Here is a 20,965-nt window from a genome sequence, read left to right on the forward strand (position 1 = left end):
TCCCTCCCCCTGAAAGGGGGAGGGTCGGGGTGGGGGTCAAAGCCGCTCGTCGTTCCAGCGCGGGCGAGATCGCTCCGGAGCCAACTTTAATTCGTCGATCTTCGCAGCGATGGCTTCTAAGACGCCATTCAGATTTTCAGTGACTTCGGAATTCCAAAAGCGAAGAATCGTAACGCCCTTCTGTCTCAGCCACTCATCGCGCTCGCGGTCGCCCGATGCGGGCTCAGCGTGCTGACCTCCGTCAAGCTCAACAGCGAGCGCCAGCGCAGGACAGTAAAAATCGAGGATGTAACGACCCGCCGGATGTTGCCTGCGAAAGCGAGCGTCGCAAACCTGGCCGGTCTTCAACCGATGCCACAGCCGCCTTTCGACCTCGGTTTCATCGCGCCTCAATTTTCGGGCGAGTTCTGTTTTTCCCGGCGTGCGGTTGAAGCGGGACATGTGATGACCCTTGCTCGACCTCATCCTGACAGGGGAAAACGGCGAGACTGACCCCCACCCCGACCCTCCCCCTTGCAGGGGGAGGGAGCGCACCGCCTGAGTGCACCATATGCGATTGCACCGCCGATGCGGTGACGAACGAGCGCGCAAACGCAAACAAGGCAAACAAAAAAGCCCCGGATGCGATCCGGGGCTTTTGTCGTTTTTGGTTTTGAAGCGTTCGGCTTAGCGCCACGGACCGATCGGGTTGCCGCCGAAGCGATAGTTGACGCCGAACAGCGCGAGATGCGCGGTCTGATCGACATCGACGCCCGTGACGGCGACGCCGCCGGGCGAGATGAACGTCTGCGACTTGCTGCCGAAGTCCATGTAGTTGTACTCGACCTTGGCCGACCAGTTCGGAGCAAACGCGTACTCCCAGCCGGCGCCGACGGTCCAGCCGCTGCGGGTGTAGTCGCCGGTGCTGAACGCCACGCCAGGCGCTGTGATCGTGTTCGACTGATCGATCCACGCGCCGCCGCCCTTCACGTAGAGCAGGTTGCGGTCGAAGATCGCGTAGCCGATGCGGCCGGTGACGTTCGCCAGCCAGTTGGTGTCGGTGTGCAGGTTGGCGCCCGCGATAGAATTGGCATCACCGCTGGCGTCCGCCCAGTTGAACATGCCTTCCACGCCGAACACCCACGGTCCGGTCTGGTAGTTACAGCCGAGTTGGCCGCCTGCCGTCACGCCGGACGAGGTGTTGCTGCCGGTCGCGGCGGCGCCGGTCGGATCGGTCCAGTCGCCCTTGAGCCAGAGACCGCCGACGTTGCCGCCGACGTAACAGCCGGTCCACGAGAAGGCCATCGGCGCGGGGGGCGCCTTGTAGACCGGGCCGCGAGCCGGCAGATCGGCCGCGACGGCGGATTGCACCGCGCCGAAACCGAGAGACGCCAGCAGCACTGCGGCAAACTTCAAACGCATCGTGTTCGCTCCGTGTTTTTGTTATCGACAAACGCCAACAAACTCCGGCGACTACACGCATGCGCGCCCTGCAGTGTCCATTTACAATGCTGCGAGTGCGCAACGACGCAGCAATGGTGTTGCGCAGGAGCTACGAAAAGTTCCATGTGCTGTTGAAATGAAGCGATTCCGCCATCGGGCGGATTCAATTTGGACACAAAGGGCTCACGCCTGATTACCGCCTTCGTCGATGTCTCGATCTATCAGCTGCTGCTGGTGGCCGCTGTCGCGCTGATCGCGTCGGTGCTCGGCGGAGTCGCGGGCTACGGCACCGGCGCGCTGATGCCGCTCGTTCTCGTGCCGATGGTCGGCGCCGAGAATGTCGTTCCGATCATCGCGCTCGCCGGCCTGATGACCAACACCGGCCGCATGATGGCGTATCTGCGCGACGTCGAATGGCGGCGCGCGGCGATCGTGCTCACCGGCGGGGTGCCGCCATGCCTCGTCACCGCTTATGGCTACACGCTGCTCACCGGCATCGGCGCGCAGATCGTCATCGGCACCATGCTGATGCTGACGGTGCCGCTGCGCTACGCGCTCCGGCGGCGCTCGATCGTGCTGAGCGACCGCGGACTTTTGTTCGGCTCGATCGGTTACGGGGCCGCGGTCGGCGGCACGGTGGGGGCGGGCGTCATCCTGCTGTCGCTGCTGATGGCCGCGGGGCTCTCCGGCGCGGCCGTGATCGCAACCGACGCGATGCTGTCGATCATCATCACCGCTGCGCGGGCGTTGGTGTTCGGGCTGGCCGGCGCGATTGACGGCAAGGTGATCGCGTTCGCGTTGCTGATCGGCGTCGTCGCGTTTCCCGGGGCGTTCTTCGCCAGGGCGTTTGTGAAGAGGATGCCGGTGCATGTGCACACCGCGATCCTCGACGCCGTGGTGCTGTTCGGCGGCGCGGCGATGGTGATCGGCGCTGCGATCAAGTGGTTGGGCCACTGACGCGCTTGCCGGCCGCATTTTCGCTTGGCATTTCCGCAAATCACGAGTAGACGCGATTCTATCCTGCTCACTGAGGGCGTCTTCTAGGGACGCTTAGCGGACGGAGCAGGGTGTGGCGCCTGCAGGCGTGGTTCGTAGCCACGTCCCAGGGTGCGATGCCATCGTCCGTCCCCGATGAGGGGGCCGCCTTCAGTGGCAGGGCGCGATCGGGTGAAGGGCCAAGGCAACGCGGCCTTAGGGAAGGGTACGTCCCGCACCGTCCGATCGAATCTCGTGCGAGGGTATCGCGATAAATCGCCACAAGTGGAGCGCCGGAAGGCGTGCGGGCTTCGCAAGAAGCTCGCGGCACCCTCGCAAGGGGTGTCGACTGAGACGTAGCGCCAACCGGCGCTCCGCGCCCTCACTCATGTGAGGGACAAGGAAGAATAGAGGCGCCAGCCCCGCGCCTGATCTGAAGGGGCCGATGAATCACGCCTGAATGAATGTTGATGAGACGACGCCGAAGCGCGGGCTGTTTGAAAATTGAATCTGAAGATGACCCGCTGATCGTGCAATGCGGCCACCCTCCCCTGGAGGGGGAGGGTCGGCTTGTTTCTCGCTGCGCTCGCAGCGTGTCGACCCTCCCCCTCCAGGGGAGGGTGACGGAGTTCGCGGCTCCGTCGATCCAATGCCAGCGAAACGTGCTGTCGTTTTTCTTACGGCCACTTCACCACGGGCGGCATCGACGACAGGATCGAATCGACATTGCCGCCCGTGCGGAGGCCAAAGATTGTCCCGCGGTCGTAGAGCAGGTTGAACTCGACATAGCGGCCGCGGCGCACGAGCTGCTCCTCGCGCTCGGCCTCGCCCCAGGGCTTAGCGAAATTCGCCCGCACCAGCTCCGGATAGACGGCGTGAAAGGCGCGGCCGACGTCCTGCGTGAAGGCGAAGGCCTTGTCCCAGTCGGCTTCGACATAGTCGTAGAAGATGCCGCCGATGCCGCGCATCTCCTTGCGGTGCTTGAGATAGAAATAGTCGTCGCACCATTTCTTGTACTTGTCATAGGGCGCGACTTCGGGATGCGCGTCGCAGGCGCGCTTCATCGCGGCGTGAAACTTCACCGTATCGGCATCGTCCTGGGTGCGGCGGGCATCGAGCACCGGCGTGAGATCGGCGCCGCCGCCGAACCAGGCTTTGGTGGTCACCACGAAACGCGTGTTCATATGCACGGCCGGTACGTGCGGATTGTGCAGGTGGGCGATCAGCGAGATGCCGGAGGCCCAGAACCGCGGATCGGCGTCGGCGCCGGGGATGTCCTTCCTGAACTCCGGCGCGAACTCGCCGTGCACGGTCGAGCAGTGGACGCCGACCTTCTCGAACACCCGGCCGCTCATCATGGACATCACGCCGCCACCGCCATGGCCGCCGCTGTGATCCGTCCGTTGCCAGGGGGTGCGCTTGAAGCGGCCCGCGGCACGGTCCCCGAGCGTCGAATGGGGAGGCAGCGCATCCTCCAGCGCCTCGAAGGCCGTGCAGATGTCATCGCGCAGCCGCTCGAACCAGGCGCGGGCGCGGGCCTTGCGGTTTTCCAGTGCGGCCGGGTCGGGGAGGGGGTAGGACATGGGCGTTATCTTGGGATTGATACTATTCATGCTTGAAGCCGTCCGTCTGCCTGAGCGCCTCGCCCAGTGCCATGGCCGCGGTCATCGCCACATTGATCGAGCGCAAATTCGGCCGCATCGGGACTTTCAGCCGGAGATCGGCGGCCTGGTGGACGGCCTCGGGCGCGCCGGCGGATTCGCGGCCGAACATCAGGATATCGCCGGCCTGGAAGGCGCAGTCGAGGTAGGAGGTCCCGGCCGCGGTCGTGAACAGAAGCAGCCGCAGGCCTTCCGACTGCCGCCATGCGTTGAATGCCGCCCAGGACTGGTGCCGGCGCAACGACACCTGATCGAGATAGTCCATGCCGGCCCGGCGGAAGGCGCGGTCCGAGCTCGGGAACCCGGTCGGTTCGACGATATGGGCCTCGACGCCGAGACAGGCGGCAAGCCGGAGAATCGTCCCGGTGTTCTGGGGGATGTCAGGCTCGTAAAGCGCGATCCGCATGGCCGGTGTTTCGGCCCGCCGCGGACGGCCGTCAATGGCACAAAAGCCCCATGGATAAAGGATTTGTGCGTCTGTTGTGCGTCTCGGGTCGGTTCGGGCGCTGGCGGGCTTGCGCTCTCTTTACAAGGGTGCCAATAAACGCCGCCGGATAGCCGTTTTTCGTCCTCCCCCAGGACCTGAAGCGGCCGGCCCAACCGCCACCGCGATGGTCACGTCTGCGGTACTCCGCGCGGAAGGGCTGACCGGCCAAAGAGGGATACGAACACCGTGACAGCAATTTCGGCCGAGCCGACTCGACGCGATTTCCTGTACATCGCAACCGGAGCTGTGGGTGCCGTCGGCGCCGCCGCCGTTGTGGTGCCGATGATCTCCCAGATGAATCCCGATCAGGCGACGATCGCGGCCGGCGCGCCGGTCGAGGTCGATATCAGCCCGATCACCGAGGGGCAGGTGATCAAGGTGTTCTGGCGCGGCAAGCCGATCTTCATCAATCACCGCACCAAAAAAGAGATCGAGGAGGCCCAGAGCGTCAATCTGGCGAGCCTGCCCGATCCGCAGCCCGACAGCGCCCGCGTCAAGCCCGGCAAGGCGCAGTGGCAGGTGCTGATCGGCATCTGCACGCATCTCGGCTGCATCCCGCTCGCCCACCAGGGCGACTTTGACGGTTACTTCTGCCCGTGCCACGGCTCGCAGTACGACAGCTCGGGCCGCATTCGCCGCGGTCCCGCGCCGTTGAACCTCGCGGTGCCGCCCTACGAATTCCTCTCCGACACCAAGATCCGGATCGGCTGATCCGCCGCCGCATAACGACACCTCTTTAAGGCCTTCCCATGAGCGGACCCTCGACCTACCAGCCGCAAAACGCGTTCTTGAAGTGGCTGGAACGCCGCCTGCCGATCGTCGGCTTGGTGCATTCCTCGTTCGTCGCCTACCCGACGCCGCGCAACCTGAACTACTGGTGGACGTTCGGCGGCATCCTGACCTTCATGCTGGCCGCGCAGATCGTCACCGGCATCGTGCTGGTGATGCACTACACGCCGCATGCCGACATGGCCTTCAATTCCGTCGAGCACATCATGCGCGACGTGAACTACGGCTGGCTCATTCGCTACCTGCACTCCAACGGCGCCTCGATGTTCTTCGTCGCCGTCTACATCCACATGTTCCGCGGTCTCTATTACGGGTCATACAAGGAGCCGCGCGAGGTTCTCTGGATCCTCGGCGTGATTCTCTATCTGCTCATGATGGCCACGGGCTTCCTGGGCTACACGCTGCCGTGGGGCCAGATGAGCTTCTGGGGCGCCACCGTCATCACCAACTTCTTCTCCGCCATCCCGGTCGTCGGCGAGAGCATCGTGACCTGGCTGTGGGGCGGCTATTCGGTCGGCAATCCGACGCTGCAGCGCTTCTTCTCGCTGCACTATCTCCTGCCGTTCGTGATCGCCGGCGTCGTCGTGCTGCACGTCTGGGCGTTGCACGTGGTCGGCCAGAACAACCCGACCGGCGTCGAGCCCAAGACTGAGAAGGACACCGTCCCCTTCACGCCCTACGCCACCGTGAAGGACAGCTTCGGGATGGTGTGCTTCTGCATCGTCTTCGCTTGGTTCGTGTTCTACGTGCCGAACTATCTCGGCCACGCCGACAACTACATCCCGGCCAACCCGGCGGTGACGCCGCAGCACATCGTGCCTGAATGGTACTACCTGCCGTTCTACGCGATCCTGCGCGCCATCCCGAACAAGCTCCTGGGTGTGATCGCGCTGTTCGGCTCGATCGGCATCCTGGCCTTCCTGCCGTGGCTCGACACCTCGCGGGTCCGCTCGGCGCGCTATCGGCCGCTGTACCGGCAGTTCTTCTGGATCTTCGTTGCGGTCTGCCTCGGTCTCGGCTGGCTCGGCAGCAAGCCTCCGGAAGGCGGCTATACGATCGCCGCGCGGCTGCTGACGCTGTACTACTTCGGCCACTTCTTCATCGTCCTGCCGCTCCTCGGGTTCATCGAGAAAACCAAGCCATTGCCGAACTCGATTTCCGAATCGATTGCGGCCAAGGCTGCGCACTGAGGGCGGGGAGAACACCATGTCGCGAACCATCCTCGCTCTCGCTCTGGCCGGCTCTCTGCTCGGCCTGAGCGCTGTCACCGCCACCGCCCAGGAGCACGAAGGCCCGGTGCCGCCGCGCCAGAAGTGGTCGTTCGCCGGCCCGTTCGGCAAATGGGACAAGGCGCAGCTGCAGCGCGGCTTCAAGGTCTATCGTGAGGTCTGCAGCGTCTGCCACGGCCTCAAGTACATCGCATTCCGCAACCTCGAAGAGATCGGCTTCTCCGAAGGCCAGGTCAAAACCATCGCGTCCGAGTACAAGGTGCAGGACGGCCCGAACGATCAGGGCGAGATGTTCGAGCGCGACGGCCGGCCGGGCGATTATTTCCCGCCGCCGTGGCCGAACGAGAATGCCGCTCGCGCCCGTTACAACGGCGTGCCGCCGGACTTCTCGGTGCTCGCCAAGGCGCGCAGCTACGAGCGCGGCTTCCCGTGGTTCATCCTCGACATCTTCACCCAGTTCCAGGAACAGGGCGTCGACTACATCCACGCGCTGATGACCGGCTACAAGGACAAGGCGCCGGAAGGCGTTACGCTGCCACCGGGCGCGTTCTACAACGAGTACTTCCCGGGCCATGCGCTGGCGATGCCTCCGCCGCTCTCCGACAAGCGCGTCGACTACACCGACGGCTCGCCGACCACGGTCGATCAGTACGGCAAGGACGTCGCGGCCTTCATGATGTGGGCAGCGGAGCCGAACCTCGAGACCCGCAAGCGCGTGGGCTTCCAGGTCATGATCTTCCTGATCGTGTTCGCCGGTCTGCTCTATTTCACCAAAAAGAAGGTGTGGGCGAACGCTCATTAGCCTGTCGCTGGTTGTGACTTGACGAAAGGCCCCGGTGCTTCGAAAGCTCCGGGGCCTTTTGATTTTGCGTGCGAGGGTAGCGAATGGCCAAGGCGGTGTTGGGCATCATCGGCGGCTCGGGCATCTACGAGTTGCCGGGCCTGCAGAATGTGCGCGAGGAGCGCGTCGCCTCGCCCTGGGGCGAGCCATCCGGTGCGGTCCGCATCGGCGATATCGCCGGCCTGCCGGTCGCGTTCCTGCCGCGCCACGACAAGGGCCACCGGCTGTCGCCATCCGACATCAACTATCGCGCCAACATCGACGTGCTGAAACGCGTTGGCGTCACCGATCTGGTGTCGCTGTCGGCTTGCGGCTCGTTCAAGGAAGAGCTGCCGCCCGGCACCTTCGTGCTGATCGACCAGTTCGTCGACCGCACCCACAAGCGCGAGAGTTCGTTCTTCGGCAAGGGCCTGGTCGCGCATGTGTCGATGGCGCATCCGGTGTCGCCGAGACTGCGCATCCATCTCGCCAGCGCGGCGATGGCCGAGGGCATCACCGTCGTGCGCGACGGCACTTACGTGTGCATGGAGGGCCCGCAGTTCTCCACGCTCGCCGAAAGCCTCACCTACAAGCAGCTCGGCTATTCGGTGATCGGCATGACCAACATGCCGGAGGCGAAGCTCGCCCGCGAGGCCGAGATTTGTTACGCGACGGTCGCGATGGTCACCGATTTCGACTGCTGGCATCCCGACCACGATGCCGTGACGGTCGCCGACATCATCAAGGTGCTGAGCGCCAATGCCGAGAAGGCCAAGCGGCTGGTGGCGCGGCTTGCGAAGGATTTTCCGCGCGAGCACGAAGCCTGCCCGGTCGGCTCCGATCGCGCACTCGACAACGCCCTGATCACCGCGCCGGAGGCGCGCGATCCGGAGCTGATCAAGAAGCTCGATGCGGTGGCGGGACGAGTCTTGAAGAGCTAGGCATTCGCAATCCTGAAACGCGGGAGGACACAATGAAGGTGATCGACCTCAACCGGGAGCCGCGCGAGGAGTGGCGGCAGGGCGTGCTGACAAAGATGCTGACCTCCGCCGCCAATGGGGGTGGCCAGCTCTGCATCTTCGAGCAGTGGTGCGAGCCGGGACACGGCGCACCGACGCATCTGCATGCGGTCGAGGAGGTTCTGCACGTGCTCGATGGCCAGGCCGAGGTTTGGATCGGCGACGCGCGCGCGACGCTGACCAAGGGCCAATTGGCGGTCGTGCCGGCCGGCCGCAAGCACGGGTTTTCGAACACCGGCACCTCCGTGCTGCACATTTCATCGACGCTGGCGTCGCCGGTGTTCGAAGCCGCTTACGACGACAAGCGCGAGACGCCGCGCCGCTACTTGCCGGGCTGACGGGCCGGGTGTTGGCGGGTTAGTCTCGCCTTAGGTCGTATTGGGGGATTGATGTCCGGTTTCACTTCTCTCGTTCTCAAGGCCTGCGCGGCGCTGGCGCTGCTCGCGGCTTCCGCGTTTGCAGCGCTGGCCGACACACAGCTTAAGGTCGGCGTGGTGTCGCGGACGATCTTCTATCTCCCGGCCTGGACCGCGATCGCGCAGGGCTTCTTCAAGAAGGAAGGCCTCGACGTCACCATCCAGGTCTACGACGGCTCTGACAAGATTTCCGACGATCTTCGCTCCGGTGCCGACCAGATCGGCATGGTGCCGCTCGAAGGGCTGATCGCCGAGGTCTACAAGGGTGGAAACCTCGCAGCCGTTGCCGGCAACGCGCAGCGGCTGCCGCACTTCATCATCACGCAGCCTGAGATCAAGTCGCTGTCGGGTCTGAAAGGAAAAACCATCGGCGTCGTCTCGATGAACGAGGGCACGACGTTTTTCGTCAACGACATGGCGAAGGCCGGCGGCTTCACGCTGGCCGACATCAAGGTCGAAGCCGTCGGTGGCTCGCCGACACGGCAGCGGCTGTTGAAGGAAAAGAAGATCGATGCGGCTTTGCAGCCCTATCCCTTGAGCTATGAGGCCGAGGAGGCGGGCTTCACCAATCTCGGCCCGATCGCCAACCTGGTGCCGGAGTATCTCTTCACTGGAACCATCGTCGACCGGACCTGGGCCAAGGCCAACCGTGCCGCACTGGTCGGCTTCCTCCGGGCGCTTCGCCGCGGCACCGAATACATGTTCGCGCATCCCGATGAGTCGGCGGCGCTCGGCGCCAAGGAGCTTCGGACATCGGTCGTCTATGCGCGACGCGCGCTCGACGACACCGTCAAGATGAAGGTGATGGAGCGCGACCTTGGGCTTCCGGCCGCAAGCGTCAGCCGCGTGTTCGACAACGTGAAGGCGGCGAAGCTCATTCCCGCCGATGCGCAGATCGATCGCGGCAAGTTCATCGATGAATCCTATCTGCAGGAGAGCAGCCGTTAATGTCCGCGCACGAGCTTGAATTCGATCTGCGTTCGTCGATCCGCACCATTCCGGACTATCCCAAGCCCGGGATATTGTTCCGCGACATCACCACGCTGCTCGGCAACGCACGCGCCTTCCGCCGCGCGGTGGACGAGCTGGTGCAGCCTTGGGCCGGCTCCAAGATCGACAAGGTCGCCGGCATGGAGGCGCGCGGCTTCATCCTTGGCGGCGCGGTGGCGCATCAGGTTTCGGCCGGCTTCATCCCGATCCGCAAGAAGGGCAAGCTGCCGCACAAGCGAGTCAGCATCGCCTATTCGCTGGAGTACGGTATCGACGAGATGGAGATGCACGAGGACGCGGTCAGCAAGGGCGAGAAGGTGATCGTGGTCGACGATCTGATCGCCACCGGCGGGACTGCGGAAGGCGCGGTGAAGCTCCTGCAGCGGCAGGGCGCCGACGTGCTCGCCGCCTGCTTCATCGTCGACCTGCCGGAGCTCGGCGGTGCGGACAAGATACGCAAGCTCGGCGTGCCGGTGCGAACGCTGGTCTCGTTCGAAGGGCACTAGGCGAGGTCAGGCTTGGCCTGGTCGCTGTTAACGCGAGGGAAAGAGAAGCCACCTCCCAGGGACCTTCAAGCATTTCTGTGTGAGCACTATTGGCTCAAGCGCGAGCAGCTGTCCGGCTGTGCGGATGTCTTCGGGGCACTCCGCATCGCGGGCGACGACTGCTTCGATTTTATGCGAGAGCTTTCCAAATTTTTCGGTGTGGATTTGGGCGCCTATGACTGGACCAAATATCACTTCAGTGAAGGCGAGGAGTTGGACTGGCTCGGTCTGGCCCGGGTGCTGAGCAGGTGGTTCGATGGAGCATCCAATGAGCCGGATCGACGTCGGCGGGTGTTCCCGATCAGCGTCGCCCATCTGGAGAAGGTGTTCGCAGACGGGCGCTGGAGCGATCCGAATCCGATGCCGCAGCCCCGGATGGGTCGGATCGCCAGGCTCCTTTGCCGGGCAAACCAGTAGTTGCGATCACCGCCAGCGAAAGCGCCGCCGGTCGGTCGGCCTGCCGTTCGTATTGAACTTGGCTGTGGTGCCGCGCGGGGCACTTGCCGGCGGGAGATTGGGTCCGCGCGGCAGCTTCGGGATCGGCGGCACCCTCGGCACGCCGCCCAGAAGCAGCCGCACCTCGAGATCGCGAAACGATACGAAGGTCCGGCGGATCCAGCCCCACAGCTCGGTGGTGCCGTCGGTGGTCTTGGTGGCGTAGTCGATGAATGAAAACGTCCGCTTGTCGAGCGTGCCGCGCACCACCGGCGACAGCGCCGGGATCGTCACCGCAGGCCCGCCATGCTGGGTCGGCGGGAAGTTGCCGGCGTAGCTGATCGTCGGCGGCACGGCCTCGTTGAGCACCGGCACCACCGCGATGTCCGGAAACCGCTCGACCAGCGTGGCGTAGCCCTGCCGCGAGCGGTCGTCGGGATCGGCCACGAACAGCACCATCAGCGCGATGTTGCGGCGCTGGGCCTCCTTCACGAAGTTGAGCTGCTGCACGAGCGCGAAGAACTTCGGGAACAGCGTGTGGCAGAGATCGATGACTTTGGGGATTTCATCGCCGACGACGAGCTGGTCGAACAGCGCCATCTCGCCGCGGATGTCGTTGAGGCCGGCCGTTACCGTGCAACCCGGCAGAAAATCGATCAGCTTCGTCTCGCCCGGATTGATGTCGAAAGCGACGACCGATTTGCGCAGAGCCAGGAAATATTCGGTGAACGCGCGCGCAACCAGCGTCTTGCCGACGCGGGGGCGGGCGGAGGTGATGATGAAAATCGGTGTCTGCCGCGGCATGACACCGTCTCGGTTCAGGAGGCTTGCTTGGCCGCGCTCTTACGTTGAGCGACGTCGACCAGATCCATCAGCTTGATGCGATCGAACTCGGCCCAGACATTGCCGAGCCAGTGCCGGACATAGCCGCGCAGCACGAAAGAGAATGCGGCGTTCTGGGCGTCGGCCCCCTTGTTGGCGACGAACGACACGTAAGGCACCGACGCGAGCTCGACCTGCTCGCAGGCCATCTCGTTGAGCTTCGGGATAGTGATCTCGTGGGCGTCCTTGATCTTGCGGAAATACGAATTGTAAGTCGCCGGGTCCCATTCGAAGAACGAGGTGTTGTTGATGAAGTTCTTCACCAGGATGTACTGCGCATCCTCCATGAAGGCTGCGGTGTCGCGAATCTCCTCAAGCGAGGCGATCGACGGGCCGAGCACATGGAACACCGTGAAGGTGAGCTGGGTCTTCGCGGCGGCGTCGAGGAAGCCGATGTCGCGCAGCGACTCCAGCGTCTTCGACAGAAGGCCCGCGCGGATGTCGATCACCGTGATCTGGGCTTCGGCGCTGGCCAGGGTGTCGAAGATCTTCATCTGGTCCGACGTCGACGTGATGTCGACCACATCGGTGATGTTCGGATGGAAGCGCTTCAGCGTGCCCTTCGGCGCCTCGGTGTCGAAGGCGCGGGTCTGGATGTTGTGCGCGACGAAATAGTCGAGCAGGGCACGAGAGACGGTCGTCTTGCCGACGCCACCCTTGTCCGCTCCAACGAGAACCACCGCAGGTTTTGCCATGAACCACCTCTGCCGCGAATCGCGCAGTATATGAGTGTAACGATGGCCGCAAACCCGGCGAACATGCCAATTGAATTGGTCACGGCCGGATCGATATCCCCCAGCTTTTCAAAAGCCGTGTTGCCGGCGCGACACCGAATCAGTTGCGCGGTGCGCCCCAGGGACCCGGCACCGGCGCAGAGCTTTGATTCGCCGGCTCAGGCTCCGCGCGTCTGCCACCCAGCACCACAGGCGGCTCGGACGGCAGGAACGGCTTCTGCCCGGGCGCAGTCGAATCCTCGGATTGCTGCCGGTCCTGCTGATCCGATTCGCTCGGCAGATCGATCGGGCCTGGGTCGTGGCCGCCGGCGAAATCCACCAGTGCCTTGATGCGGCTGTCGATCGATGGATGGGTCGCGAACAGATCGGCAAAGCCTTCGCGCGGATTGTCGACGCACATTTCCATGACGGCGGAGGTGGCGCTTTCGAGCTCGCCGCGGCTTTCGATCTTGCGCAGCGCCATGATCATGGCATCCGGATTCTTGGTCAGCTCCACGGCGCCCGCGTCGGCAAGATATTCGCGCCTTCGCGACAGCGCAAAGCGGATCGCGGTGGAGAGTAGCCACGCCACCACCACCAGCGCGATGGCGATGAGGATCGCGAATCCGCCGCCGCCTTTGCCCCGGTCGCTGTCCGATGACGACCGGCTGCTGCCGCCGCCCCAGCGCCAGCCGCCTTGAAAGAACATGCGGAACAGCAATTCGGCGAAGAAGCCGATCACGCCCGCAATGATCACGGCGATCACCAGCATCCGGACGTCGCCGTTGCGGATGTGGGTCAGCTCATGGCCCAGCACCGCCTCGAGCTCCTGATCGTTGAGGTTGTCGAGCAGTCCGCGCGTCACCGTGATGGAATACTGCTTCTCGTTGAGGCCGCTGGCGAAGGCGTTCAGCGCCGGATCGTCCATGATCTTGAGCTTCGGCATGGTGATGCCGCGCGAGATGCAGAGATTTTCCAGAAGGTTGTAGAGCCGCGGCTGTTCGGCCCGGGTGACTTCGCTCGCGCCGGTGACGGCGTCGACCAGCGACTGGTTGAAGAAATAGGCGATGACGATCCAGACTGCGGTGCCGGCGGTTGCGAAGGGCGCGGCCCAGATCAGGTCCTGCAGCGCCTTGCGCAGCAGCCAGTCGAGCGAGGCGTCATAGGTCAGTCCTTCAGCGAGCAGGGCGCCCGCATAGACCATCACGTAGACCAAGAAGAACAGTCCGATCAGCAGCGCGATCGACCGCCGTTTGTTGGACTGGATATGGGTGTAGAGACCAAAGGCGGCAGCCATGCTCCACTCCCGCCATTGCGTTGTGACGGTCCAGAACTCGCCTCAGAACTTCACCTGAGGCGCCTTCTCGACCACGGCGCGCTCCTCGCCCACGTCGAAGAAGGTGCGCTGACTGAAGCCCAGCGAAGCGGCGAACAGCGCCGCCGGGAACTGCTGGATGCCGGTGTTGTATTCCTGGACCGCGTTGTTGAAGAAGCGCCGTGCGGCCGCGAGCTTGTTCTCGATGTCCGACAGTTCGGACTGGAGCTGCTGGAAGTTCTGGTTGGCCTTGAGGTCCGGGTAGGCTTCCGACAGCGCGAACAGCTGTCGCAGGGCGCCCGAGAGCTGGTTCTCGGCCTGGGCCTGCTGGGCCGGTCCTTGCGCCGTCATCGCGGCATTGCGCGCTTTGACCACCTCTTCGAGGGTGCCTCGCTCATGGGCGGCGTAACCTTTGACGGTTTCGACCAGGTTCGGAATGAGGTCGTGGCGCTGCTTGAGCTGCACGTCGACGTCGGCGAAAGCCTGCCCAACCCGCTGCCGCATCGCGACAAGCTGGTTGTAGATCATGATGACCCACAACACGAAGACGACGATCACACCGAGAACGATCCAGCCGGTCGTGGACATCAGGGTCTCCTGGGACGGGGACGGGGACGGTCAGAGGTTGAAACAGCGCCAAAGGGCGGTACGACCGGTTGGTCGCGACTACCAAGAGGTAGGTTCGCGGTTCCAGCGAAAAAAGTCCAAGGAAACCAAGACCAGACCAAAGACGGGTCGGGGGTCTGAGCCGGAGACGGCTTCGTCCCAAAAAAAGACCCCAGGCCCGGGGAGGCCTGGGGTCGATTGCCGGACGGCTGTCGGGGGGAGGGGGGCGCCGCCCAGCGTTTACGGACAGACAACGCGGGCCTCCTGAGGCCGTTCCGCCGCTTGCCACAAAATTTGGAAAAAAAGTTTTCCACAGGGGCACCAGGGCCACAGAAGTTCCAGCGTCATCTTTCCGTCATGCCAGCAACGAAAAGGCGGCCTTTCGGCCGCCTTTGTGGAGATTGTTTCGCAAACTGAGCCGCTTAGCGGCGTCCCGCTCTGGCTCAATCAGGCTGCCGAATCCCGGATCCGGACGGCTGCCTCGAGATCGACTGAAACCAATTGTGATACCCCGCGCTCCGCCATGGTCACGCCGAACAGGCGGTTCATCCGGGCCATGGTGATCGGGTTGTGGGTGATGATCACGAAACGGGTGTCGGTTGAGCGGCCCATCTCGTCGAGCAGGTCGCAGAAGCGTTCCACGTTGTGATCGTCCAGCGGCGCGTCGACCTCGTCCAGCACGCAGATCGGCGCCGGATTGGTGAGGAACACCGCGAAGATCAGCGCAAGCGCGGTCAGCGCCTGCTCGCCGCCCGACAGCAGCGACAACGTCGCGGGCTTCTTGCCCGGGGGCTTGGCGAAGATTTCCAAGCCCGCTTCGAGCGGATCGTCAGCCTCGATGAGCTGGAGTTCTGCGGTGCCGCCGCCAAACAGCTCCGTGAACAGCCGCTGGAACTGGGTGTTGACGTTGGCGAAGGATGACAGCAGGCGCTCGCGAGCCTCCTTGTTGAGGCTGATGATGCCCTGGCGCAGCCGCTTGATCGCCTCGACGAGGTCGTCGCGCTCGGCGGTCAGCGTGTTGTGCTGGGTCTCGATCTCGACCAGCTCCTCTTCGGCGCGGAGGTTCACCGCGCCAAGCCGCTCGCGATCGCGGCGCAGCCGCTCGAGGTCCTGCTCGACCACATCCACGTCGGGCAGTTCCATGTTCGGTTCGATGCCGGCGAGGCCCGCAACGCCATCGGGCTCGACCTCAAGCATCTCTTGGATCTCGTGCGCGACGTCGGTGAGGCGGCGCTTGGCGCCGTCGACGCGTTCCTCAGCGCGTGCCGCTTCCTCGCGGGCGGCGCCGAGCGCTTCGAGCGCGGCGCGCACGGTGCGGTCGCAGGCGGACAGCGCGTTTTCGGCTTCGGTGAGGCGATCGGCGGCCTCGCGACGCGCGGCCTCCGCAGTCTCGACCTCGGTGATCAATGCGCGGCGCTTTTCCTCGAACAGGGCCGGCGCGTCGGCGAGGCCCTCGCGTTCCTGCCTGGCTTCGCCGCTGCGGGTGTCGAGCGTGGCGATCTGCGTATGGGCGCGCTCGCGCCGGTCGTTCCAGGCCTGCCGGTCGGTGCCGATGGCATTGAGCCGGCGGTCCGCAAGCTCAGCCTCGCGCGCCAGCGCCTGCGCCTCGGCGCGGATCTCGGCGAGCTCGGTGCGCTTGCCTTCGATCTCGGCTTTGACGGTCGTGAGCTGCGCTTCGAGATCGGCCGACGGCGGCAGTTCGGCGAGGCCGGTCTCGGCAACGTCGGCTGCGGCCTTGGCTTCGTCGCGGCTGGCGACCAGCCGGGACTGCGCTTCGGTCAGCGCCGAGATGCGTGCGGCGTTGCGGGCGAGCTCCCGTTCGGCCGAGGCGTGCAATTCGCGGGCGCTGTCGGCCTCGCGCTGAGCGCTGCGCCAGTTGTCGCGCGCTGCGCCTTCGGCGACGCCCGCGGCGGCGAGCTGCGACTGCGCCATCTCGACGCTCGCGCGCTTCACTTCCACGGTGGCGCGCGCCATGGCGAGCTCGCCGTCGATGTCGGCGAGACGGCTGCGCTGCGCCAGCCGCCGCGCCGCGCCGGTCGGCGCGTGGGCATCGGCGGCAAAGCCGTCCCAACGCCACAAGTCGCCGTCGCGCGAGACGAGACGCTGGCCGGGCTTGAGCAGTGCTGCGAGCCGCGCGCCGTCGGCAGCCTCGACCACGCCGATCTGGTTGAGGCGGCGCGCCAGCTCCGGTGGCGCCTCGACGTGCTTGGCGAGCGGCTCGACGCCCTCCGGCAGCGTCGGATCGGAGGGATCGATCGCAGCGCCTGCCCAGCGCATGGCGTGACTCTGGTCGACCGGCGCGTCGAGATCGTCGCCGAGGGCTGCGCCCAGCGCGATCTCGTAGCCCTTGTTGACCGTGATGCTGTCGATCACCGGCGGCCACATGCTCTGCGTTTCGACCGCGAGCAGCTTCATCAAGGTCTTGGCTTCGGTGTCGAGCCGCTGCACCGCGCGCTCGGCCTCGGCCAGCGGTATGCGTGCTGCCTCGAGGTTCTTGCGCGCTTCCTCATGCGCCGCTTCGGCGGCGAGCGCATTTTCCTCGCCCTGGCCGACGGCTGCCTGCGCGGCCTCGACCGACTCGGCCAGCGCCGCGACATCGGGGCGGCTTTCGTTCGCGGCCGTCAGCCCGGCCTCGATGTTGGCGAGCTCGGCGTCCATCCGCGCGATGCGTTCGGCCTGCTCGCGGGCCGTGGTGGTCAGCTGATTGCGTCGCGCCGTCAGGTCGGCGAACTGGCCGGTCAGCTCACCGAAGGTCTTCTCGGCCTCGGAGACGACGGCATCGGCCTCGGCGACGCGGGTGTCGACGCCGGAACGCCGCTCGGCGCTCTCATGGGCTTCGCGCCGCAGCGTCTCTTCTTCCTCGGCAAGCTGCGCCAGCGCGGCTTCTGCGTCGGCGACCAGCGCGCGTTCGCGCATGACGTCGGCCTCGAACTGAGCGAGCCGCCGGTCGAGCTCGGCGAGCCGCTCACGGGCGCGGGTCTCCTCGGCGTCGAGCGCGTCGCGCGCCATGATCAGGCGCTGCAGCGCCGCACCGGCGCGTGCTTCGGTATCGCGGAGCGGCGGCACGGCTTCAGCCGCGGCCTCGCGCGCATGGCCGGCCTCGGTCTGCGCGATGGTGGCCTCGGCCACCGTGCGCACGCTGAGATCCTTGGCGCGGTCGGATTCCAAGACCTCGGCATTGGCGCCGAGCCAGCGCAGATAGTAGAGCGTCGCTTCGACCTTGCGGACTTCGGCCGACAGATTGCGGTAGCGGATCGCCTGACGCGCCTGGCGCTTCAAGCCGTCGATCTGGCCGGAGAGCTGCTTCACCACGTCCTCGACGCGAAGCAGGTTCGCTTCGGCGGCTTTCAGCCGGAGCTCCGCTTCGTGGCGGCGGGCATGCAGACCCGAGATGCCGGCGGCTTCTTCCAGCACGCGGCGGCGCTGCTCGGGCTTGGCCTGGATGATCTCGCCGATGCGGCCCTGGTGCACGAGGGCGGGCGAGCGCGAGCCGGTGGACGCGTCGGCAAACAGCGTCATCACGTCGCGAGCGCGAACCTCGCGGCCATTGATGCGATAGAGCGAGCCTTTCTCGCGCTCGATCCGGCGCGAGATGTCGAGCGTGTCGTGTTCGTTGAACTGCGCCGGCGCTTCGTGCTTGTCGTTATCCATCTGGATCGCGACTTCGGCGGTGTTGCGCGGCGGCCGGTTGTTGTTGCCGGCGAAGATGACGTCGTCCATTTCGGCGGCGCGCATCGACTTGTGCGACGTCTCGCCCATCACCCAGCGCAGCGCTTCGACCAGGTTCGACTTGCCGCAGCCGTTCGGACCGACCACGCCGGTGAGGCCCGGCTCGATCAGGAAGTCGGTTGGCTCGACGAAAGACTTGAAGCCAATCAGGCGCAGTCGCGTCAGTTTCATTTCAATGCGCTTCCCAAGATTGCCCCGTCTCGGGGCCGCCCCCGCTGCGGGCCGAATGACCCTCGCTCCGGTGCGTTCAACGTCCGCGCCCAAGTTCGACCAGTCGGGACCAGCAGCCGGACAGATCGGGCGACAGACTGAGCAAAAGAGCGATACCGCATTGGCGCGGAGAATGAATAGGCGAGCCTTTCATCGCAAACGGAAAGGCCGACTTATCCCCCACCTCCATCACTCAAGAGGCGGAAAAAACCTGTGAGAATCAATCAAATACGGCCAAATGACGACACGCCGCCGTTGACCGGCAAAAAGCCGGTCGCGGCATCGGCGAAATCGCTGGAGAACGCCAGTTTTGGTCAGTCAGGAGCCAGAATCGATTCGCGGCTCAGGATGCCTTGAGCAGCGGGTCGATGACCTTGGCGAGCTCCTCGATGGTCGCTGCGCCCTTTTGCATCTGGCCGTTGATGAAGATCGTCGGCGTCGAATTGACCTTGAACTTGTCCGTGGCGCGCTTCTGCTCTTCCTGCATGGCGTCGAGCATCTTCTGGTCCGACAGGCAGGCGTTGAAGCTCTGCTCGGTGAAGCCGGCCTGCTTGGCGATAGCCATCAGCGGCGGGATCGGCTTCTCGACCGCCCAGGTCCGCTGCATCTGGAACAGCGTCTCGATCAGCGGGAAGAATTTGTCCTTGTCGGCGCAGCGCGCCAGCATCGAAGCGCCGGCGGCCAGCGGATCGAGCGGGAATTCGCGGAAGATGAACCGAACCTTGCCGGTGTCGATGTAGCGCTTCTTCAGTTCCGGATAGGTGGTCTCGTGGAAATGCGCGCAGTGCGGGCAAGTCATCGAGGCGTATTCGACGATGGTGACCGGGGCGTCATCCTTGCCGAGCGAGCGGTCGCCGAGCGGGGGAGGGACCAGCAGCTCCAAGGGGGGCACGCTCTGGGCCGCAGCGGGGCTCGCGTCGATCAGGGCTTCGACGCCTCCCAGCGCCGCGATCATCGCAAACGAGCTGGCGCCGATCAGCAGGGTCCGACGGGTGATCACCTTAAAACTCCATGGCGTTGAATAAGCAGCCACAATGGCGGCGCAATGTGGCATTGGCAGGCCGCTTCGCCAAGGCCGTCAGGTCACGTTCCGTTGATCATCCCTTCTTCACGGCGGCCCCAAGCCGGGCCAGCGCCATGCGAAGTTCGTCGTCCGTGATATCGGACAACGTCGCGGCGACCTTGGCGGTTTCAACGGGGTCGATCTTCGGCGGAGTGGGGCGGGGCTTGGGCTTCGAGAGCGGCGCCTGGCGCAGCGCGATCCGCCCGACCGCCTGCCAGCCGAAGAAGCGGTTGACCCGCTCCAGGATGACATGTGTCTGATGCTGGATCTCGAGCGCCGCCGGCCCCTCGGCCCGCAACACGAGCGTGGCGGGCTCGGGGTGCTCGCCCTCCGGCGTGCGCGGCCATTGCAGCTTCACGGGTTCGGCAAAGGCCGCGATCTCCGCGCCCGCGATGTCCTTCCAGCGGGTCACCAGTTCGGTCGAGGCGAAGCCTTGCTTCTTGAAGGCGTCCGCCATGAACTCAGCGGTGAGTTCAGCGAGCTTCCGGGTCGGTCGGGGCTTGTTCATGGCACAGGGCTCTGCCAGATCGGACCATCATGAAAGTATCAGGGGCCGCGGTCCGGAAAAAGCCGAAGCCTGCTCAGGCGGGGGTGCCTGATCCGCAGGCGCTGCTCGACTGGTACGACCGGCACCGCCGGCATCTGCCGTGGCGCTCGCCGCCGGGCCGACAGGCCGATCCTTATCATGTCTGGCTGTCGGAGATCATGCTGCAGCAGACCACCGTGAGGGCGGTCGGTCCTTATTATGTGAAGTTCCTCGGGCTATGGCCGACTGTCGCGGCGCTCGCCGCGGCCCCGCTCGATGACGTGCTGAAGGCCTGGGCCGGGCTCGGCTATTACGCGAGAGCGCGCAATCTGCATGCCTGTGCCGCGGCGGTGGCGAGGGAGCATGGCGGGCGTTTTCCCGACACCGAGGAGGGACTCCGCGCGCTGCCCGGCATTGGCGGTTACACATCGGCTGCGATCGCCGCGATTGCCTTCGATCGCCGCGCCGTCGCGATCGACGGCAACATCGAGCGCGTCGTCGCGCGGCTTTTCGCCATCGAGACCGAGCTGCCTGCAGCGAAGGTCGAAATCCGCGCCCATGCCGACGCGCTGCTGCCGTCGAAGCGGTTCGGCGATTTCACGCAGGGGCTGATGGATCTTGGCGCCACGATCTGTACGCCGAAGAAACCCGCCTGCGGCATCTGTCCTTGGATGGACGCCTGCGTGGCGCGGGGGCGCGACGACGTCGAGAGCTTGCCGCGCAAGGCGCCGAAGGTCGAGGGCAAGCTTCGCCGTGGCGCCTCGTTCGTGGCCACGCGCGTGGATGGCTTTGTGCTGGTGCGGACGCGGCCGTCGAAGGGTTTGCTCGGCGGCATGACCGAAGTGCCGTCGACGGCGTGGACCCATGACTTCGACGAGGACGATGCGCTGACGCATGCGCCGCTGAAGGCCAAGTGGCGCAAGCTGCCCGGCGTGGTCGAACACGGCTTTACGCACTTTCCGTTGCAGCAGTCGGTCTACGTCGCGGAGCTGCCGGCTAAGACCAAAGCGCCGGACGGCATGCGCTGGGTCGCCGCAACCGAGCTTCACGGCGAGGCGTTGCCGAACGTGTTTCGCAAGGTCGTCGTCCACGCAGGGCTTCTGGCGCGCCCGCCGGGCAAACGGTGAGGATGC

Annotated in this window: 19 protein-coding genes and 1 pseudogene; 9 read left to right on the top strand and 11 right to left on the bottom strand. The window is 65.1% G+C overall.

Annotated elements, in window-relative coordinates; genetic code table 11:
* Positions 1-36: 36 nt before the first annotated feature.
* Positions 37-441, bottom strand: a complete 405-nt coding sequence (locus tag RHPLAN_RS13200; protein ID WP_068018429.1) for an endonuclease domain-containing protein — start codon at positions 439-441, stop codon at positions 37-39.
* 225 nt (positions 442-666) lie between these two features.
* The gene (locus RHPLAN_RS13205) at positions 667-1,401 is read right to left on the bottom strand and encodes an outer membrane protein (RefSeq protein WP_068018432.1); all 735 of its coding nucleotides are present in this window, start codon (positions 1,399-1,401) and stop codon (positions 667-669) included.
* 189 nt (positions 1,402-1,590) lie between these two features.
* Here RHPLAN_RS13205 and RHPLAN_RS13210 point away from each other — a divergent pair, with 189 nt between their 5' ends.
* Positions 1,591-2,379: a sulfite exporter TauE/SafE family protein gene (locus RHPLAN_RS13210; protein WP_237180130.1), complete on the top strand. Its 789-nt coding sequence runs from the start codon at positions 1,591-1,593 to the stop codon at positions 2,377-2,379.
* A 695-nt stretch (positions 2,380-3,074) separates the two neighbouring features.
* Here the strand turns inward: RHPLAN_RS13210 and hemF are convergent.
* Both hemF and RHPLAN_RS13220 read right to left on the bottom strand, forming a co-directional pair.
* Positions 3,075-3,980, bottom strand: a complete 906-nt coding sequence (hemF, locus tag RHPLAN_RS13215; protein WP_068018434.1) for an oxygen-dependent coproporphyrinogen oxidase — start codon at positions 3,978-3,980, stop codon at positions 3,075-3,077.
* 22 nt (positions 3,981-4,002) lie between these two features.
* Positions 4,003-4,464: a tRNA (cytidine(34)-2'-O)-methyltransferase gene (locus RHPLAN_RS13220; protein ID WP_068018437.1), complete on the bottom strand. Its 462-nt coding sequence runs from the start codon at positions 4,462-4,464 to the stop codon at positions 4,003-4,005.
* A 267-nt stretch (positions 4,465-4,731) separates the two neighbouring features.
* On the opposite strand from RHPLAN_RS13220, the gene petA reads away from it, so the two are divergent.
* The 7 genes and pseudogenes from petA (at position 4,732) to RHPLAN_RS13260 (ending at position 10,770) form a co-directional block, all read left to right on the top strand.
* Positions 4,732-5,256: a ubiquinol-cytochrome c reductase iron-sulfur subunit gene (gene petA / locus RHPLAN_RS13225; protein ID WP_068018439.1), complete on the top strand. Its 525-nt coding sequence runs from the start codon at positions 4,732-4,734 to the stop codon at positions 5,254-5,256.
* A 38-nt stretch (positions 5,257-5,294) separates the two neighbouring features.
* Positions 5,295-7,365, top strand: a pseudogene (locus tag RHPLAN_RS40870) (cytochrome c1).
* A gap of 83 nt (positions 7,366-7,448) precedes the next feature.
* Positions 7,449-8,324: an S-methyl-5'-thioadenosine phosphorylase gene (locus RHPLAN_RS13240; RefSeq protein WP_068018448.1), complete on the top strand. Its 876-nt coding sequence runs from the start codon at positions 7,449-7,451 to the stop codon at positions 8,322-8,324.
* A 32-nt stretch (positions 8,325-8,356) separates the two neighbouring features.
* Entirely contained in the window at positions 8,357-8,740 is a 384-nt protein-coding gene (locus RHPLAN_RS13245) for a cupin domain-containing protein (RefSeq protein WP_068018450.1), read from the top strand.
* Positions 8,741-8,791: 51 nt separating this feature from the next.
* Positions 8,792-9,766, top strand: a complete 975-nt coding sequence (locus tag RHPLAN_RS13250; protein WP_068018453.1) for an ABC transporter substrate-binding protein — start codon at positions 8,792-8,794, stop codon at positions 9,764-9,766.
* On the top strand, positions 9,766-10,314 hold the full coding sequence (locus tag RHPLAN_RS13255) for an adenine phosphoribosyltransferase (RefSeq protein WP_068018456.1): 549 nt from the start codon (positions 9,766-9,768) through the stop codon (positions 10,312-10,314). Before RHPLAN_RS13250 ends, RHPLAN_RS13255 begins: the two co-directional genes overlap by 1 nt.
* Before the next feature lie 12 nt (positions 10,315-10,326).
* The gene (locus tag RHPLAN_RS13260) at positions 10,327-10,770 is read left to right on the top strand and encodes a DUF1493 family protein (RefSeq protein WP_068018461.1); all 444 of its coding nucleotides are present in this window, start codon (positions 10,327-10,329) and stop codon (positions 10,768-10,770) included.
* Between the two features lie 6 nt (positions 10,771-10,776).
* Here the strand turns inward: RHPLAN_RS13260 and RHPLAN_RS13265 are convergent, their stop codons facing one another.
* The 7 genes from RHPLAN_RS13265 to RHPLAN_RS13295 form a co-directional block, all read right to left on the bottom strand.
* Positions 10,777-11,592, bottom strand: coding sequence for a hypothetical protein (locus RHPLAN_RS13265; protein ID WP_068018464.1), 816 nt, complete (start codon positions 11,590-11,592; stop codon positions 10,777-10,779).
* 14 nt (positions 11,593-11,606) lie between these two features.
* Positions 11,607-12,365: a P-loop NTPase family protein gene (locus RHPLAN_RS13270; RefSeq protein WP_068018468.1), complete on the bottom strand. Its 759-nt coding sequence runs from the start codon at positions 12,363-12,365 to the stop codon at positions 11,607-11,609.
* A gap of 139 nt (positions 12,366-12,504) precedes the next feature.
* Complete coding sequence (locus RHPLAN_RS13275; RefSeq protein WP_068018471.1) at positions 12,505-13,680, bottom strand: M48 family metallopeptidase; 1,176 nt, start codon at positions 13,678-13,680, stop codon at positions 12,505-12,507.
* 42 nt (positions 13,681-13,722) lie between these two features.
* Complete coding sequence (locus RHPLAN_RS13280; RefSeq protein WP_068018472.1) at positions 13,723-14,286, bottom strand: LemA family protein; 564 nt, start codon at positions 14,284-14,286, stop codon at positions 13,723-13,725.
* Positions 14,287-14,751: 465 nt separating this feature from the next.
* Positions 14,752-18,204, bottom strand: a complete 3,453-nt coding sequence (gene smc / locus RHPLAN_RS13285) for a chromosome segregation protein SMC (RefSeq protein ID WP_068018475.1) — start codon at positions 18,202-18,204, stop codon at positions 14,752-14,754.
* A 382-nt stretch (positions 18,205-18,586) separates the two neighbouring features.
* On the bottom strand, positions 18,587-19,198 hold the full coding sequence (locus tag RHPLAN_RS13290; protein ID WP_442971828.1) for a DsbA family protein: 612 nt from the start codon (positions 19,196-19,198) through the stop codon (positions 18,587-18,589).
* A gap of 142 nt (positions 19,199-19,340) precedes the next feature.
* Positions 19,341-19,814, bottom strand: coding sequence for a DUF721 domain-containing protein (locus RHPLAN_RS13295; protein WP_068018482.1), 474 nt, complete (start codon positions 19,812-19,814; stop codon positions 19,341-19,343).
* 29 nt (positions 19,815-19,843) lie between these two features.
* On the opposite strand from RHPLAN_RS13295, the gene mutY reads away from it, so the two are divergent.
* Positions 19,844-20,959 carry an A/G-specific adenine glycosylase gene (gene mutY / locus RHPLAN_RS13300; RefSeq protein ID WP_068018485.1) on the top strand — a complete coding sequence of 372 codons (1,116 nt, stop codon included), beginning with the start codon at positions 19,844-19,846 and terminating at the stop codon, positions 20,957-20,959.
* Positions 20,960-20,965 lie beyond the last annotated feature (6 nt).

This window comes from Rhodoplanes sp. Z2-YC6860, assembly GCF_001579845.1.
Taxonomy (GTDB): domain Bacteria; phylum Pseudomonadota; class Alphaproteobacteria; order Rhizobiales; family Xanthobacteraceae; genus Z2-YC6860.